Below are 17,885 nucleotides of genomic sequence, written 5' to 3' on the forward strand. Positions count from 1 at the left end.
TAGACTCATGTCTCGTGTCTGATGCCCCAGAAATCACGCCCGAAGCGGTCGAGGCCGCCGTTGCTGCAGCTCTTGCGGCGATCAACGCCTCCGCCGACACCGCAGAGCTGAAAGCCGCTCGTGCTGAGCACGTCGCCGAGGGATCGCCACTGGCGGTTCTGAACGCGTCGATGCGGCAGGTGGCTCCCGAGAACAAGGCTGCTTTCGGCAAGCTTGTTGGTCAGGGGCGAGGCCAGGTGACGAAGCTCTCGCCGCGAAAGAGGCCGAGCTCGCCGAGGCAGAAACTGCTGCCCGCCTCGAGGCGGAGCGAGTGGACATTACCGCCGTCGCATCCCGCACGCGCGTTGGCGCTCGGCATCCGCTCACGCTTCTCCAGGATGACGTGTGCGACATCTTCGTCGGCATGGGCTGGGAGATCGCGGAGGGACCGGAGCTCGAACACGAGTGGTTCAACTTCGACGCGCTCAACTTCGACGTCGATCACCCCGCGCGTCAGATGCAGGACACCTTCTTCGTCGATCCGGTCGACCGCCATCTCGTGATGCGCACGCACACGAGCCCGGTGCAGGTGCGCTCGATGCTTGACCGCGAGGTGCCGATCTACGTGCTGTGCCCTGGTCGGGTCTACCGCACGGATGAGTTCGACGCGACGCACCTTCCCGTGTTCACCCAGTTCGAGGGCCTGGTCATCGACAAGGGCATCACGATGGCGCACCTCAAGGGCACGCTTGACCACTTCGCGAAGCTGCTCTTCGGCCCCGAGGCCAAGACACGCTTCCGAACTAACTACTTCCCGTTTACCGAGCCCTCCGCCGAGCTTGACCTGTGGCACCCGACCTTCAAGGGCGGTGCGCGCTGGATCGAGTGGGGCGGCTGCGGCATGGTGAACCCGAACGTGCTGCGTGCAGCAGGAATCGATCCCGAGGAGTACAGCGGGTTTGCGTTCGGGATGGGCATCGAGCGCGGACTCATGTTCCGAAGCGATGTAAAAGACATGCGTGACATGGCCGAGGGCGATGTGCGCTTCAGCGAGCAGTTCGGGATGGTGGTGTGATGCGCGTCCCGCTTTCGTGGTTGCGTGAGTACGTCGATGTGGCAGCGGATGCTACGCCAGAAGACGTGCTCGAGGCACTGGTTACTGTCGGTTTCGAAGAGGAAGACATTCACCGCTTCGAGGTTTCCGGACCCGTTGTTGTTGGGCAGGTGCTCTCGTTCGATGCCGAGCCGCAGTCCAACGGCAAGACGATCCGCTGGTGCCAGGTCGATGTCGGTGAAGCAGAGCCGCGCGGCATCGTCTGTGGTGCAGGTAACTTCGCCGTCGGTGACAAGGTCGTCGTGACCCTGCCCGGCGCCGTGCTGCCAGGGCCCTTCTCGATCGCTGCCCGCAAGACGTACGGCCATGTGTCGGACGGCATGATCGCGTCGGCACGTGAACTGGGTCTCGGGGATGAGCATGACGGCATCCTGATCCTGTCGTCGCTCGGCATCGACGCTCCGGTGGGAACCGATGCGATCACGTTGCTGGGTCTGGATGACGTGGCGGTTGAGATCAACGTCACGCCAGACCGCGGCTATGCCTTCTCGATGCGCGGTGTGGCCCGCGAGTACTCGCACGCGACCGGCGCTGACTTCCGCGACCCGGCCGAGCACGAGTGGGCAGATGTCGCACCCGGCACTGGTTTCCCGATCGCTGTGACGGCTGAGCCGCTGCGAGACGGTGCGGCTGTGCAGGAGTTCGTCGTCCGCGTCGTCCGCGACGTTGACCCGACACGGCCCACGCCCGCGTGGATGATCACGCGGCTTTCGCTTGCCGGCATCCGCTCGCTTGGCGTGCTCATTGACATCACTAACTACGTGATGCTCGAGCTTGGTAACCCGATCCACGGCTACGACCTCGACAAGCTGAGTGGCGGGATCACCGTCCGCCGTGCGCAGCCGGGCGAGAAGATGAAGACCCTCGACGGCCACGAGCGCTCGTTGCACGTTGAGGACCTACTCATCACCGACGAATCGGGCCCGATTGGTCTGGCTGGCGTGATGGGTGGCGGCACGACAGAGATGGGTGATGCGACTCGCAACGTGCTCGTCGAGGCGGCGATCTTCGATCCGGTGTCGATTGCGCGTAGCGCTCGTCGCCATAAGCTTCCGAGCGAAGCATCCAAGCGCTTCGAGCGCGGTGTTGACCCGCTTATTCCTTTCGTTGCTGCGCGGCGCGTGGCCGATCTGATGGTCGAGCTCGCGGGTGGTCGTATCGACGAGGTTGGCGGTGCGCTGTTCTCTGAGGTCGAGATCGCTGGCATCGAGCTTCCTGCCGAGTTCGTGCCAGGGCTCATCGGCGTCGATTATGAGGATGCTGAGATCACCGGCGCCTGGAAACCATCGGCGCCGAGATCGAGCAGACTGCGAACGGCTGGCTGGTTATTCCGCCGAGCTGGCGGCCTGACCTCACCGACAAGTGGACACTGGCCGAGGAGGTCGCCCGTATTCATGGGCTCGACCGCATCCCCTCTGTGCTGCCGACGCCGCCGTCTGGTCGGGGTTTGACCGAGGCGCAGCGTGGTCGTCGTCGCGTGGCGAACGCGCTCGCGGCTGCAGGGCTCGTCGAGACGCCGGCGTTCCCGTTCACGAGTGAAGAACAGAACGATCTGCACGGCTCGGCGACGGGGGAGCACCTTCCCAGCATTCGTCTTGCCAACCCTCTCGATGGGCAGGCGCCGTTCCTGCGCCGCTCGCTGATTCCTGGACTGCTGCAGATCGCGCACCGAAACATCGCGCGCGGTCTCACCGACCTTGCGATCTTCGAGACCGGAGCCGTGTTCCTGCCGGAGCCTGGCGTGGTCTACGGCACCGATGAGGTTCCGCCGCTTGCCCAGTTGCCATCGGACGAGACGTTGGCAGCGTTGAACGCCTCGATTCCGCCCCAGCACCGTTATGTCTCGGCACTGTTCGCAGGAAACGTGACGCCGCGTCAGCCGGGTAAGGCCGCGGAGCCCGCAGACCTTTCGGCCGCACTGGATGCCGTGCGCCTGATAGCGGAGGCCGCAGGCGTCACGATCGATGTGGCTCAGGGGCAGCGCGTAGCGCTCCACCCTGGTCGCACCGGTGTCCTCAGCGTCAACGGGGCGGAGGTCGGCTATGTCGGCGAACTGCACCCGACGGTGGCATCCGATGCCGATCTCCACGGACGTGCTGTCGTGCTCGAGATTGATTTGGATGGGATTCTTTCGCTGGCAGGGGAGCGGGTCGTTGTCGAGTCGCTGTCGACGTTTACGGCTGCGACGCAGGATGTTTCGCTCGTTGTGCCGACGTCAGTGACGGCGGGGGAGCTTCACGCAGCACTAGTCGAAGGCGCGGGGGAGCTGCTGGAGTCGCTGCGTCTCGTTGACGACTACCGTGGCGAGGGCGTTGCTGACGACTCGAAGAGCCTGACGTTCGCGCTGCGCTTCCGTGCACCGGATCGCACGCTGACGGCCGCTGAAGCAACCGAAGCGAAGCTCGCCGGCGTGGCTGTCGCGGCCGAGCGGTTCGGGGCGACGCTGCGCGAGTGAGAGCGTCCGCACTGGTAACACGTGAGCGGCATGAAGGCTGCACTCGCCATCGCTGTAGATGACAGGCCCCGCGACGCGGCCTTTTTCGTCGAGTCTGCGCTCCATGATCTGCAGTGCGCTGACGTCGACCTCAACCGGTACGACGCGAATCGTGCGGCTCGGATTGCGGATGCTGTTGCCCTCGCTCGTCGCAACCCCGGGGTGTACGTCCATGAGGTGGGCTCAGACGCGGCAGATCTCGCGGAGCGTGCGGCGGTCTTCGATATTGCGATGAGACTTAAGAGCTCCGAAGCGTATGTGAAGAGCGTGCTGTTCGTCGCGCGAGATGCAATGTCGCACTTGCCGGCGCTGTGGAGTCATGCTCGTGATGGCTTCGTGTCGATGTACCTCGTTGAGCGCACCGTGGGCGCATTGCTGAAGGTTCGAGCCCCCGCTCGCGCTACGCGCGAAGAGCACGATGCCGAGCGCGAAGCAACGCGGCTGATTGATGAAGCGACCTCAGATTGGGCGTTCACCTGCTCGCCGTCCACCTTCTTGCGTAGGCTTCGCACGCTCGTCGAGCGGCTAGCCCCCGAGTCTCCCGAGGTTGAACATGCGCGTGCTCGTCGCGACCGCCGCATGACGGTGCAGCACGAGGACAACGGGATGAGCTGGCTCAGCATCTACCTGCCGACGATCGAAGCACTGGCGATCAAACGTCGGGCCACCTCGACAGCGAAGCATCTGCAGAAAGATCCACGTGAGATTCGCACGCCTGATCAGCTTCGCGCCGACTTGTGCTCTGCCTGGCTACGCGGCGTCGGTACCGATCGCGCCGTCGAAACGAAGATCTTCGTCACGATTCCCTTCCAGCTGCTGGAAGGTGGCGGTGGGATCGCTGATCTCCCCTTGCCTCAGGCAGAGATCGTCGGTCACGGGCCGATCGATTCGCTCACGGCCAAGCAGCTTTTCCTCGAAACGAGCGTCTTTCGTCGAGTGATCGTCGATCCGATCAACAGCGTTGTTCTCGATATGGATCGTCGAAGTCGTCGGGCAACACAGACACAACGAGACTGGCTGATTCTTCAGCACGGCACATGCGCCAGAGACGGATGCGATCGTCTGGCGTTGGATGCCGACATCGATCATGAAACGCCCTGGGTGCAGGGCGGCAAGACGAACGTCAACGAACTCCGGCCGCTGTGTCCGCGCGACCACGTGAATCGACATCGCACTCGAGCGATCTACCGATCGCGCCCCGATCGCTCAGTCCAGGTCATCACGCCAACTGGTTTTCACAGCAGCGCACCGTCGCCTGTCAAGGATGTTCTGGCTCCCTTCTGAGCAAATCTGGTGGGGTGTAACACCGTCTGCAGTCACTCGATTTGCAGTTCTCCGTAAACCAGCGCTACTGTCACGACATGCCTTCGGCCGTATCCGCCTCCTCGACGCTCGCTCCGAGCGTCGTTGTTGTGCGTCGACGCCGCAGCCGTCTGGGCGGCCGCCGACTCTAGCGACCCGGAGAAGTCCTACCGCACCTGCGGTGTGGATACCGGTGTCGCCGTATCGGCCTCTGACCCCACGACCGTTAAGGTAGAACCATGACGTATACCGTCGCCGTCTCCGGCGCATCCGGCTATGCGGGCGGCGAAATTCTGCGCCTGCTCGCGAGTCATCCCGATATCGAGATCCGCACCGTCACCGCGCACTCGAACGCGGGCCAGCCCCTCATTGAGCACCAGCCGCACTTGCGTTCGCTCGCGCATCTCACCCTGCAAGACACCACGCCCGAGATCCTCGCCGGGCACGACATCGTGTTCCTCGCGTTGCCGCACGGTCAGTCCGGCCAGTACACGGATGCCCTCGGCGAAGTCCCGCTGATCATCGACGCGGGCGCCGACCACCGCTTGACATCACAGGAATCCTGGGACGCGTTCTACGGCGGAATCTTCCACGAGCCATGGACATACGGTGTCCCCGAACTCCTTGTCAGAGATGGAAAGCAGCGCAAAAATCTCCGCGGGGCCACGCGCATCGCAGCCCCCGGATGCAACGCCTCCACCGTGAGTCTCAGCCTCGCGCCCGGCATCGCGGCCGGCGTCATCGACCCGAGCGACATCGTCACAGTCCTCGCCGTCGGACCATCCGGCGCAGGTAAGAGCCCTAAGACGAACCTGCTCGCCAGCGAAATCCTCGGCAGCGCAAACCCGTACGCGGTCGGCGGCACACACCGCCACATCCCCGAGATTCAGCAGTCGCTCACCGCCGCAGGCGCCGACCAGGTCCGCATCTCATTTACTCCGGTGCTCGTCCCGATGACGCGCGGCATCCTCGCCACCTCGACCGCACCGATCGTCGACGCGTCACTGATGCGGAGATTCGCGCCGCCTGGGAGAGCGCGTACGGCGACGAGAAGTTCGTCCAGCTCCTTCCCGCAGGCCATTTCCCTCGCACAGCCGACGTGCTCGGTGCGAACACCGCACTCATCGGCCTCGCCATTGACCGCGCCGCAGGCCGCGTCGTCGTCGTCACCGCTGTCGACAACCTCGTCAAGGGCACCGCTGGTGCGGCCATCCAATCCATGAACCTCGCGCTCGGTCTGCCCGAAGACCGCGCACTCTCAGTGAACGGAGTTGCACCATGAGCGTCACCGCCCCCGCAGGATTCGAAGCCGCAGGAGTTGCCGTCGGACTCAAGTCGAACGGCAAGCCCGACGCGCTGTCGTCGTCAACCGTGGACCACGCAAGATCGGCGCCGCCGTATTCACGAGCAACCGTGCCAAAGCGAACCCGATCATCTGGTCGCAGAAGGTGGTCATCGACCGCACCGTTGAGGCCATCGTCCTCAACTCCGGCGGCGCGAACTGCTTCACTGGCAGTTTTGGTTTCCAGACCACGCACCAGACTGCGGAGAAAGCTGCCGAGCTCCTCGACGTCAGCGCCGGCGACATTTTGATCTGCTCCACGGGGCTCATCGGCACGGGCGATGAGGCATTCCGCGCGAAGGTCCTTGCCGGCACAGAGCAGGCGATCGCCGAGCTCTCCGCAGAGGGCGGCGATCTCGCAGCCCAGGCGATCATGACCACCGATACCGTCGCGAAGACCGCGATTCTCGAGCGTGACGGCTGGACGATCGGCGGAATGGCCAAGGGTGCCGGGATGCTGGCGCCGGGCCTCGCCACGATGCTCGTCGTGATCACCACGGATGCTGACCTCGAGGCGTTGGACGCCGACGAAGCACTGCGCCGCGCGACCGCGCAGACATTCGACCGTCTCGACTCCGACGGGTGCATGTCGACAAACGATCAGGTGACGTTGCTTGCCAATGGCGCCAGCGGCATCCGCCCGGAGACAGACGACTTCGCAGACGCGCTGACCGAGCTCTGCCAGGAACTCGCGGTGAAGCTGCAAGGTGATGCCGAAGGCGCGAGCCACGACATCACGATCCGGGTCACGAACGCGGTGAGCGAGCAGGATGCCGTCGAAGTCGGCCGCTCCGTGGCCCGCAACAACCTTTTCAAGGCTGCGATCTTCGGTAACGATCCGAACTGGGGACGCGTGCTGGCAGCCATCGGCACTACGAACGCGCAGTTCGATCCGTACAACGTCGACGTCTCGATGAACGGCGTTCGCGTCTGCACAGCCGGCGGCCCCGACCGCCCGCGCGAAGACGTCGATCTCACCCCGCGAGCCACAGACATTCTCATCGACCTGCAGGTCGGCGACGCCGAGGCAACGATTCGCACCAACGACCTCACCCACGACTACGTGCACGAGAACAGCGCATACGCCTCATGACAGATATTCAAGACACCAGTCCCGATCTCGCCGAGCTCAAGGCGACGACACTCATCGAGTCACTGCCGTGGCTGAAGAAGTTCCGCGACCAGATCGTCGTGATCAAATACGGCGGCAACGCCATGATCAGTGATGAACTGCAAGAGGCTTTCGCGCAGGACATCGCGTACCTCCGCTATGTCGGCGTGCAGCCTGTCGTCGTGCACGGTGGCGGCCCGCAGATCTCCAATATGCTCGACCGCCTCGCGATCCCCAGCGAGTTCAAGGGCGGTTACCGCGTCACCAGCACCGAGGCGATCAGCGTCGTACGGATGGTGCTCACCGGGCAGGTCAATCCGCAGTTGGTGGCGAAGATCAACTCGCACGGTCCGATCGCCACAGGGCTCAGCGGTGAAGACGCTGGACTCTTCGGCGGACGTCGCCGCGGCGTCATCATCGATGGCGCCGAGGTCGATCTTGGGCGCGTCGGCGACGTTGTCGAGGTCGATCCGACCCCCGTGCTCGATCACCTGGCAGCCGGTCGCATCCCCGTCGTCTCCAGCATTGCGCCAGACCTCGATAACCCAGGACAGTCGCTGAACGTGAATGCGGATGCTGCGGCATCCGCTCTCGCTGTCGCGTTGAACGCCGCCAAACTCGTGATCCTTACGGATGTGGCTGGGCTCTACGCGGACTGGCCGAATCGGGAGTCGCTCGTCTCGCACATCACATCCACTGACCTCATCGACATGCTCCCAAAGCTCGAATCGGGAATGATCCCGAAGATGCGCGCGTGTCTCGAGGCCGTTGAAGGCGGGGTGGACGCAGCCGCGATCATCGACGGCAGGCTGCCGCACTCGGTGCTCGTCGAACTATTCACCAGCAGAGGAATCGGAACTGAAGTGGTACTCGCAGAAGCAGGAGTGACGGCATGACCGTTTGGCAGGATGACGTCGCACGCGACCTCGTGCAGAACGCGGGGGACCGGTTCGCGCTGCTCACCCGCGGCGAAGGTTCGTACCTTTGGGACGGCGACGACAATCGCTACCTCGACTTTCTCGCTGGTATCGCGGTCACCGCGCTCGGTCACGCCCACCCGGTGTTCGTCGACGCGATCTCGAAGCAGGCGGCAACTCTCGCGCACGTGTCGAACTACTTCGCCACGCCGCCGCAGCTGGCGCTCGCCGCACGCCTGAAGCGACTCGCCGGTGCTGGCATCGATGGCCGCGTGTTCTTCTCGAACTCGGGTGCCGAAGCGATCGAAGCAGCATTCAAGCTCGCTCGCCTGCATGGCGGTGCCGATCGCCCTCGCATCCTTGCGTTGGACAATGCCTTCCACGGCCGCACGATGGCTTCCCTCGCCCTCACCGCGAAAGAGGCGTACCGTGCGCCGTTTGAGCCGATGCCCGGTGGTGTCGAGCACATTCCGGCGACGATCGAAGCGCTCGAAGCAGCGCTGGATGACCGTGTCGCCGCGGTGTTCGTTGAGCCGATCCAGGGCGAAGCTGGCGTCGTCGAACTGCCCGACGGCTATCTCGCCGCCGCGCGATCGCTGACGCTGAAGCACGGCGCGCTGCTCATCGTGGACGAGATTCAGACCGGAGCCGGTCGTACCGGCGCATGGTTCGGGTTCAACCATGAAGGCATCACCCCGGATGCGATCACCGTTGCCAAGGGCATTGGTGGCGGCTTTCCGATCGGCGCGCTCATCACCTATGGGGCGGCCAGCGCGTTGTTCACCCCCGGATCGCACGGCTCGACGTTCGGTGGTAACCCGCTCGGAACGGCCGTCGCAGACGCCGTGCTCGCAGAGATCGAAAGTGCGGGACTCGTCGAGAACGCCGCCGCACGTGGTCAGCAACTGCGTGCCGTGATCGAAGGCATCGAATCGCCGCTCGTTAAAGGCGTGCGCGGCCGAGGCCTGCTCATCGGCGTCGGACTCACCGCGCCGGTCGCCGGCGCAGTGGTCGACGCCGCACAGAAGCGCGGGCTGATCGTGAACGCCGCCAACCCCCAGACCGTGCGCATCGCGCCGGCCCTGAACATCGGCGATGCCGAGATCGAAGAATTCCAGACGCTGTTCGCGGCAGCCCTTGCCGACGTGCAGGCCACGGTGTCTGCCGACGCACAAGCCACGATGACAGCATCCGAGACCGGAAAGGTTCCCGCATGACCCGCCACCTGCTGCGTGATGATGATCTGACACCCGCCGAGCAGGCAGAGATCCTCGATCTCGCCGTCGAACTGAAGAAAGACCGCTGGGCAGACAAGTCGCTTGCCGGTCCCCAGACGGTCGCGGTCATCTTCGACAAGTCGTCGACTCGCACCCGTGTCTCCTTCGCCGTTGGGATCGCCGACCTCGGTGGCTCACCGCTGATCATCACGACCGCAAGCAGCCAGCTCGGCGGTAAAGAGACGCCCTCTGACACCGCTCGCGTGCTCGAGCGTCAAGTTGCCGCGATTGTGTGGCGCACTTATGCGCAGTCAGGGCTCGAGGAGATGGCCAAGGACACGCGCGTGCCGGTCGTCAACGCGCTGTCCGACGACTTCCACCCGTGCCAGCTACTCGCAGACCTGCTCACCATCCGCGAACACAAGGGTGAGCTCAAGGGGCTGACGCTGACGTTCTTCGGTGACGGGCAGAGCAACATGGCGCACTCCTACGCGCTCGCCTGCGTCACAGCGGGCATGCACGTGCGCATCGCGTCTCCGGAGTCCTACGCGCCCCGCGCTGACGTCATTGAGGCAGCAGATCGCCGTGCCGCAGAGACCGGTGGATCGATCACACTCTTCACCGATGCGGTTGAGGCCGCGGCAGGCGCCGACGTGATCGTCACCGATACGTGGGTGTCGATGGGCAAGGAAGAAGAGAAGCTCGCACGGATCCGTGACCTCGGCGGCTACAAGGTGACGCCAGAGACCATGACGCTCGCCGACCCCGAGGCGATCTTCATCCACTGCCTTCCCGCTGACCGCGGCTACGAAGTCGACTCCGAAGTCATCGATGGTGCACAGAGCGTCGTCTGGGATGAAGCGGAGAACCGTCTGCACGCGCAGAAGGCGCTCCTGGTCTGGCTGCTGCGCGAGGGCTGACTTCATGCCGGGTCATTTCGGGACACGTTGGGCACGTCTGAACGGACCGGCACGGATCTCCGGCGTCGACCTTGCGCGTGGCCTCGCCGTCTTGGGAATGTTCGCCGCTCACCTGCTCGTGACGGCGGAGAGCTGGGTATGGTCTGAACCCGGAACGTGGCTCGCGATCGTCGATGGGCGATCGTCAATCTTGTTCGCCACGCTTGCTGGCGTTTCGATCGGATTGGTCACGGGCGGCCGCACGCCGCTCGGCCCAGAGCAGATGAACGTCGCGCGCGGGCGGCTGGCGATGCGAGCTGGCGTGCTCTGGGTGCTCGGCATCCTGCTGATCCTCACCGGGGTGCCGGTGTACGTGATCCTCCCCGCCTACGCGATCCTGTTTCTGATCGTGTTGCCGCTCACGGGACTCAAGGCAGGACCGGTGCTGTGGACCGCGGCGGTGCTTGGCATTGTCATGCCCTTCATCCAACCGCTGCTGGATCGGCTACCCATCTGGCAGGGACCGTTCGCCCTAGAGCTCGATGCGGCCATCGGCTGGCACTACCCATTCACAGTGTGGGTCGCCTTTGTGCTCGCAGGGCTCGGCATCGCCAGAGCAGGCGTCACCCGGCTGAGCGTGCAAATTCGAATGCTGGCGATCGGCGCAGCTCTCGCAGCCATCGGTTACGGACTCGCGGAGCTCTCCCCTCCGGCCATGAATGAGTACTGGCTCGCGGTCTGGACTTCCGAGCCGCACTCGGCCGGTATCTGGGAGGTCATCGGCTCGGGCGGATTCGTCATCGCCGTTCTTGCCTTGTGCCTGCTCATGTGCCGGATCCCGATGTTGAAAGCGGTGACGCTGCCGCTGAGAGCAACGGGCGCTATGCCGCTCACGGCATATGTGATGCAACTGCTCGTATGGACCGCCATTGCAGTGTGGGTACTGAATGACACCGGAAATCTGTTCGGCTTCCGAGAGCTTGACCCGTTCTGGCCGCTCACTCTCGGCACGATCATTGGCTGCACGCTCTGGGCGCTGCTCATTGGCCGCGGTCCGCTGGAGTGGGCGCTCGAGCGAACCTCGAGGATCGTCCGGAGTGCCCCGAGTCAGGTCGGTAGGCTGGACGAATGAGCGACGCGAAGAACGACGGCACGAACGAAGGCGCTCTCTGGGGTGCACGATTCGCGAGCGGACCGTCGCCTGAGCTGGTAGAGCTGAGTCGATCCACGCACTTCGACTGGATTCTCGCCCCGTATGACATCGCTGGCTCCCACGCGCATGCGAAGGCGCTCGCCGCGGCCGGGTATCTCGAGCCCGACGAAGAGCAGCAGATGCATGCAGGTCTGGATGCTGTGGCCCACAAGGTCGCCGACGGCACGCTGCGCCCCGTCCCCTCCGACGAGGACGTGCACGGTGCACTAGAGCAGGCGCTGATCGTTGAGCTCGGTGCAGAACTCGGCGGACGCCTTCGCGCAGGCCGCAGCCGCAATGATCAGATCGCCACGCTGGTGCGGATGTACCTCATCGACCACGCCAAGGTCATCGCCCGTGACATCCTGCGCGTCATCGACGCTCTTGTCGCTCAGGCCGAAGCACACCCCAACGCGATTCTGCCCGGCCGTACGCACCTCCAGCACGCGCAGCCCGTGTTGCTTGCTCACCATCTGCAGGCACACGCCTGGCCGCTGGTGCGCGAGCTCGAGCGTCTCGTCGACTGGCGCGTCCGTGCCGGCGCCTCGCCCTATGGTGGGGGAGCGCTCGCCGGCTCAACGCTCGGTCTTGACCCCGCACTCGTCGCCCGCGAGCTGGGTCTTGACCGCCCGGCCGAGAACTCGCTCGATGGCACCTCTGCGCGTGACGTCGTTGCAGAATTCGCCTTCATCACGGCGATGACCGGCATCGACCTCTCACGCCTCAGCGAAGAGATCATCCTCTGGAACACCCGCGAGTTCGGGTTCGTCACGCTGCACGACAGCTACTCGACCGGGTCGAGCATCATGCCGCAGAAGAAGAACCCCGACATTGCCGAGCTCGCGCGGGGAAAGTCCGGTCGCTTGATCGGTAACCTCGCGGGTCTCATGGCCACGCTCAAGGGACTGCCGATCGCGTACAACCGCGATCTGCAGGAAGACAAAGAGCCGGTCTTCGACTCGGTGAACACCCTCGAAGTCGTCCTGCCCGCTTTCGCTGGTATGGTCGCCACGCTCACGTTCGACACCGCGCGGATGGCAGAACTCGCGCCGCAGGGCTTCTCGCTTGCGACCGATGTGGCGGAGTGGCTGGTCAAGCGTCGCGTGCCGTTCCGCGATGCTCACGAGATCTCGGGCGCGCTGGTCAAGGCATGCGAAGCACAGGGGATCGGTCTGGAGGATGCATCGGATGAACTGCTCGCGCAGGTCTCGCCGCACCTCACCCCAGAAGTACGCGAGGTGCTGAGCATCGAAGGCTCGGTGGCATCTCGCACCGGCGCCGGTGGCACAGCCCCTGTGCGCGTCGAGGAGCAGCGGGCCGAGCTGATCGCTCGTGCCCAGTCCGCGGCCCACGCCCTCGGGCTGTAGGACGCTCGACCACACCGCCCATTGCCAAGACGCAGATACCTTGAGATACTTCTTCACAAGTATCTCTTAGTATCTCAAATCTGGAGCGCCGATGCAGCCGAGCCCGTACACCCCCGGGTGAGATCGCTCGAGCCGTTCCTGGCCGAGGCGAGCGGATCGAGGAGTTCAACGAACGACTCTCGCTCATGGTCGACCTGCAGCGGCTGATCGGTCGCATCCATGTCGCCTTCGGCGAACGCGGCATCGGCAAGACCTCGCTGTTGCGCGCGTATCAGCGCCTCGCCGAAGAGCGTGACGCGCTGTGCATCTGGGTAACAGCGGGGGAGAGCGGCGGACTGGTCGCTCAGATCATCGACGGCATCCGCGAAGCCACCAGCTCATGGCCGCAAGAGGCGGCGAAGTCAGTCCGTAAGCATCTGGACGAACTCACCGTCACCGTCGGTTTCCCAGGCGTTGCCTCGGTCAGTGCGAAGAGCACGCAGAATCCACCGGTCGAGGCCGTCGGCGCCAGAGCGCTGGAAAAGCTGATCCGCACGACCACCGCAGATCGCAAACGCGTGAAGGCCTTGATCCTGTTCATTGACGAAGTGCAGTCTGCTGATGCCGACGGCATCCGCACCCTCGCTTACGCGTGGCAGCACCTGCAGGCTGAGGCATCCGATATTCCCGCTGCCGTCTATGCCGCCGGCCTCCCCAACGCACCAGAGCAAATCGCGGATGCCGTCACCTTCAGTGAACGCTTCGCCTACCGGCCACTCGAGATGTTGACGGTCGGCGCACAGGTCGCGGCGCTCCGTGAACCGGCCGCTGAACTCGACGTGGCGTGGGAATCTGAAGCACTCGAGCTCGCGGCCGAACTCGCCGCCGGTTATCCCTACGCCGTGCAGCTGTACGGTGACGCCGCCTGGGTGGCAGCCGGGCGACCGGATGCGGGCAGTACGATCACCGCGCGCAACGTGAAGACTGCGCAGACTAGCGTCGACCGCGACCTCCGAAATCTATTCGCCGCTCGCTGGGCCAACACGACTCCCAACCAGCGACGATTCCTCACCGCGGTCGCTTGGTTACAGGAGAAGAGCGACAGCGTCGATCGGGCAGACCTCGCCGAAGTACTCGACGTGAGTTCTCGCAGCCTTTCCTCTGTGCGTTCGCGCCTGATAGCGAAGGGCTTGATCCGCTCTGAAGGGCACGGCCGCGTGACGATTCCCGTCCCCGGCTTTGCCGGCTACATCCGTGAACTTGAAGACGATCCGCGGTAGGTGAGTGCCTCCTCGGCGCTGATAGCCTGGAACGCGTGTCAATTCCCGCTCTGACGACTGCCGCCCCCGCGATCGACCCCACGTTTGAAACGTGTGGGACGAACTCGTCTGGCGTGGCCTCGTCCACGTGTCCACTGACCAGGAGGCGCTGCGCGCCCTTCTCGCTGGCGACCCGATCACTTATTACTGCGGGTTTGACCCGACCGCACCGAGCCTGCACCTGGGTAACCTCGTGCAGCTGCTCCTGCTGCGTCGTCTTCAGCTTGCCGGGCACAAGCCGCTCGGTCTCGTCGGAGGCTCGACCGGCCTCATCGGCGACCCTCGGCCGACAGCAGAGCGCATCCTCAACACCCGCGAAACCGTGGAGGAATGGGTCGGACGGCTGCGGACACAGGTCGAGCGCTACCTCAGCTTCGAGGGTGACAACGCCGCACGCATGGTGAACAACCTCGACTGGACCGCGCCGATGTCGGCCATCGACTTCCTTCGTGAGATCGGTAAGCACTACCGTGTCGGCACGATGTTGAAGAAGGACGCCGTCGCTGCGCGCCTGAACTCCGATGCGGGCATCAGCTACACCGAGTTCAGCTACCAAATCCTGCAGGGGATGGACTTCCTCGAGCTTTACCGTCAGTACGGCTGTGTCCTGCAGACCGGTGGGAGCGACCAGTGGGGAAATCTCACCAGCGGCACCGACCTCATCCACCGCGTCGAGGGCACATCTGCGCACGCGATCGGCACCCCGCTGATCACGAACAGTGATGGCACGAAGTTCGGCAAGAGCGAGGGCAACGCGATCTGGCTCGACGCCGAGATGTGCAGCCCGTACCGGATGTACCAGTCTGGCTGGGCACCGCGGATGCCGACGTCATCGAACGTCTCAGGATCTTCACGTTCCTCACCCGGGCGGAGATCGAAGAGTACGCGCAGCTCGTGGAGACCGAACCGTTCCGTCGTGTCGCGCAGAAGCGTCTGGCCCTCGAAGTCGGCGTCACCGTGCACGGCGAAGCTGCCACAGCCGCGGTCATCGCGGCATCCGATGCACTCTTCGGCCAGGGCGACCTGACCGCATTGGACGCCAGCACGCTGCGCACTGCCTTGGAAGAACTCCCGAATGCCACGGTTGAGACCGGCAGTGCAGTGGTGGATGCGCTCGTTGCCACCGGACTGGTGTCGAGCCTGTCCGATGCGCGCCGCGCCATCAAGCAGGGCGGCGTTTCGCTTGACGGCGCAAAGGTCGAGGACGAGTCGGCCACCGTGCATGGCACTTTGCCCGGCGGCGTATCGGTGCTGCGTCGAGGGAAGAAGACGCTGGCAGGCGTGTTCCTCAGCTGACAGGCATGTCGGCCGGTAACATCAGTCACCGTTCGGTGAGGACTGAAGGAGACTGATCGCCATGCCCAAGGAAGCTTTGTTCCGCCGCCCCGGGCGCGTCGGCTGCAAGTCGACGATGTCCTTGTGGTGAAGAAGTCACGTCTTCGGACAGCAATCAGCGGCACTGTCGTCGGAAACTTCATGGAGTGGTTCGACTTCGGTGTGTATGGCTACCTCGCCGTCACCCTCACCACCGTGTTCACCGGTGATCTCGAGGGCGGACTCGGACTGCTGCTCACTCTGTTCGGATTCGCGATCTCATTCCTGGTGCGTCCGCTCGGTGGCTTCGTGCTCGGACCGCTCGGCGACAGAATCGGTCGTCAGAAGGTGCTGTTCTTCACGATGGCGATGATGGCTGCCGCCACCGCGCTGATCGGGGTTCTGCCCACTTCTGCGCAGATTGGCCTGTGGGCGGTCGTCCCTCTGTACCTGCTGAAGATGATCCAAGGCTTCTCTACGGGTGGCGAGTACGCCGGTGCGACGACATACGTGTCGGAGTTCTCGCCGGACCGCACTCGCGGGTACTGGTCTTCGTTCCTTGACGTCGGCTCCTACATCGGCTTCGCCGCTGGAGCATCCGTCGTCGCGCTCACCACGTGGATCGTGGAGTCTTCCGCCGGTGCGGACGGAATGGTCGACTTCGGATGGCGCATCCCGTTCCTCGTCGCCATCCCGCTCGGCGTTGTCGCGATCTGGTTCCGACTCAAGATTCCCGAGACTCCGGCATTCGAAGCCGAGCAGGCGTCTGCCGTGGCCGAGGATGCTGAGAGCAACGATCCCATGGCTCGACAGGGTCTTCTCGGCATCTTCCGCCACCACTGGCGCGTCATCCTCATCGGCATCGCGCTGGTCTCAGCCACCAACACTGCGGGGTATGCGCTCACGAGCTACATGCCCACCTACCTCGAGACCGAGGTCGGCGTATCGAACCTGATGGCAGCACTCGCCACGGTTCCGGTGCTGGTGGTGATGAGTGCGTGTCTGCCGCTCATCGGCAAGCTCTCCGACAAGATCGGACGTCGTCCGGTCTATGCGATCGCTGTCGGATCGACCCTGGTACTCATGATTCCTGCGTTCATGGTGATGCAGATCGGCGAAGAGTGGGCCGTGCTGGTCGCACTCATGATGGTCGCTATCCCCGTCGCCTTCTACGTCGCGATCTCGGCATCGGCGCTGCCCGCGCTGTTTCCGACAGCGTCCCGCTTCGGTGCGATGGCGGTCGCTTACAACCTTGCGGTTTCGCTCTTCGGCGGCACGACCCCGTTGTTCAGCCAGGCGTTGATCGAACTGACCGGCAACACCTATATGCCGGCGTTCTACATCATGTTCTTCGCTGCGCTCGGCGGGGTCGCACTGCTGACTATGAAAGAAACCGCGCAGCGTCCGCTCCTTGGCTCGTTCCCGACTGTGGAGACGCGGGAGGAAGCGGTGGAGATCGTCGAACACCAGGACGAAAATCCATTCATCGACACGAACACGATGCCTCTTCCTGTCATCGAACCTCCTGCTGAGCCCGTGGGGCGGTAGTGCCTTTCACTCCGAGTCACGCGCTGATTGCACTCCCGTTCCTACGCACGCGGCTGGTGCCTGCGGCGATTGCAATCGGCGCGATGACACCAGATCTGCCGTTGTTTTTGCGCGGCATCGGAATCAACTACGCCTTCACCCACACGCTCGGAAACGTCGTGTGGACGGCGCTGGTCGCGTTCGGGCTGTTCTTGATCTGGCGGGTGCTGTTGCGGCCGGCCGTTGGTGAGCTCTCGCCTGGGTGGTTGGCATCGCGGCTCCCGGCAGAATGGGGCATTGGTTCCCGCCTTGCCGCGCAAGAGGCCGTCGGTGTCGGACAGGGTCGGTGGTATCCGTTGCTACTCGCAGCATCCTTGCTCCTGGGAGTTGCCTCGCACATCGCGTGGGACCTGTTCACGCATGCCGACCGCTTGGGCAGCCGCCTCTTCCCAGTGCTCGCGCAACAGTGGGGACCTTTGCAGGGCTTCAAGTGGCTGCAGCACGGGTCGAGCATCGTTGCGTTGGTGATCCTCGGGATCTGGGCACTGATGTGGTTGCGACGCCGGGTGCCGGGCGAATCTGTGAACCGGATGCTGCCCACGTGGGTGCGGGTTGCGTGGTGGGGGTCACTACCGGCCATTCTCGTTGCCGCGGTGGTGTTCGGACTTGCGGCCTACGGCCCGTTTACCGCGGAATTCACGCCGCAGCACCTGGCATACCGGATGCTTCCACCGGCGTGCGCGATCTGGGGTGTGCTGACGCTGGCGCTCTGCGTCGCGGTGGGCGCTGTTCGCGCACTGCGCCGCTGAGTC

General features: G+C 64.2%; 9 protein-coding genes and 5 pseudogenes. All 14 read left to right on the forward strand.

Translation table 11 applies throughout. From position 1 onward, the window contains the following. Positions 1-14 precede the first annotated feature (14 nt). The 14 genes and pseudogenes from pheS (at position 15) to DC31_RS07915 (ending at position 17,882) form a co-directional block, all read left to right on the forward strand. A pseudogene (pheS, locus tag DC31_RS07850) lies at positions 15-1,054 on the forward strand (phenylalanine--tRNA ligase subunit alpha). Beyond that, positions 1,054-3,548, forward strand: a pseudogene (gene pheT / locus DC31_RS07855) (phenylalanine--tRNA ligase subunit beta). Before pheS ends, pheT begins: the two co-directional pseudogenes overlap by 1 nt. Positions 3,549-3,578: 30 nt before the next feature. After that, positions 3,579-4,871, forward strand: a complete 1,293-nt coding sequence (locus DC31_RS07860; protein ID WP_036278723.1) for an HNH endonuclease signature motif containing protein — start codon at positions 3,579-3,581, stop codon at positions 4,869-4,871. 257 nt (positions 4,872-5,128) lie between these two features. Continuing rightward, positions 5,129-6,171: pseudogene (argC, locus tag DC31_RS07865) on the forward strand (N-acetyl-gamma-glutamyl-phosphate reductase). Further along, positions 6,168-7,324: pseudogene (gene argJ, locus DC31_RS07870) on the forward strand (bifunctional glutamate N-acetyltransferase/amino-acid acetyltransferase ArgJ). The pseudogenes argC and argJ overlap by 4 nt, the downstream one beginning before the upstream one ends. Then, the gene (gene argB / locus DC31_RS07875) at positions 7,321-8,238 is read left to right on the forward strand and encodes an acetylglutamate kinase (protein WP_036278725.1); all 918 of its coding nucleotides are present in this window, start codon (positions 7,321-7,323) and stop codon (positions 8,236-8,238) included. The pseudogene argJ and the gene argB overlap by 4 nt, the downstream one beginning before the upstream one ends. Beyond that, positions 8,235-9,476, forward strand: a complete 1,242-nt coding sequence (locus DC31_RS07880) for an acetylornithine transaminase (protein ID WP_036278727.1) — start codon at positions 8,235-8,237, stop codon at positions 9,474-9,476. The genes argB and DC31_RS07880 overlap by 4 nt, the downstream gene beginning before the upstream one ends. Further along, entirely contained in the window at positions 9,473-10,396 is a 924-nt protein-coding gene (gene argF, locus DC31_RS07885) for an ornithine carbamoyltransferase (protein ID WP_036278729.1), read from the forward strand. The genes DC31_RS07880 and argF overlap by 4 nt, the downstream gene beginning before the upstream one ends. 4 nt (positions 10,397-10,400) lie before the next feature. Beyond that, positions 10,401-11,507, forward strand: coding sequence for a heparan-alpha-glucosaminide N-acetyltransferase domain-containing protein (locus DC31_RS07890; RefSeq protein ID WP_051606593.1), 1,107 nt, complete (start codon positions 10,401-10,403; stop codon positions 11,505-11,507). Continuing rightward, the gene (gene argH / locus DC31_RS07895; RefSeq protein ID WP_036278731.1) at positions 11,504-12,934 is read left to right on the forward strand and encodes an argininosuccinate lyase; all 1,431 of its coding nucleotides are present in this window, start codon (positions 11,504-11,506) and stop codon (positions 12,932-12,934) included. Before DC31_RS07890 ends, argH begins: the two co-directional genes overlap by 4 nt. Before the next feature lie 122 nt (positions 12,935-13,056). Beyond that, positions 13,057-14,193, forward strand: a complete 1,137-nt coding sequence (locus DC31_RS07900) for an ATP-binding protein (protein WP_036278733.1) — start codon at positions 13,057-13,059, stop codon at positions 14,191-14,193. A gap of 35 nt (positions 14,194-14,228) precedes the next feature. Then, a pseudogene (gene tyrS / locus DC31_RS07905) lies at positions 14,229-15,528 on the forward strand (tyrosine--tRNA ligase). Positions 15,529-15,651: 123 nt separating this feature from the next. Beyond that, on the forward strand, positions 15,652-17,094 hold the full coding sequence (locus tag DC31_RS07910; protein ID WP_235201395.1) for an MFS transporter: 1,443 nt from the start codon (positions 15,652-15,654) through the stop codon (positions 17,092-17,094). Then, positions 17,094-17,882 (forward strand): DUF4184 family protein, encoded by a 789-nt coding sequence (locus DC31_RS07915; RefSeq protein WP_036278737.1) that lies wholly within the window; start codon positions 17,094-17,096, stop codon positions 17,880-17,882. Before DC31_RS07910 ends, DC31_RS07915 begins: the two co-directional genes overlap by 1 nt. Positions 17,883-17,885: the final 3 nt, after the last annotated feature.

This window comes from Microbacterium sp. CH12i, assembly GCF_000685355.1.
Classification (GTDB): domain Bacteria; phylum Actinomycetota; class Actinomycetes; order Actinomycetales; family Microbacteriaceae; genus Microbacterium.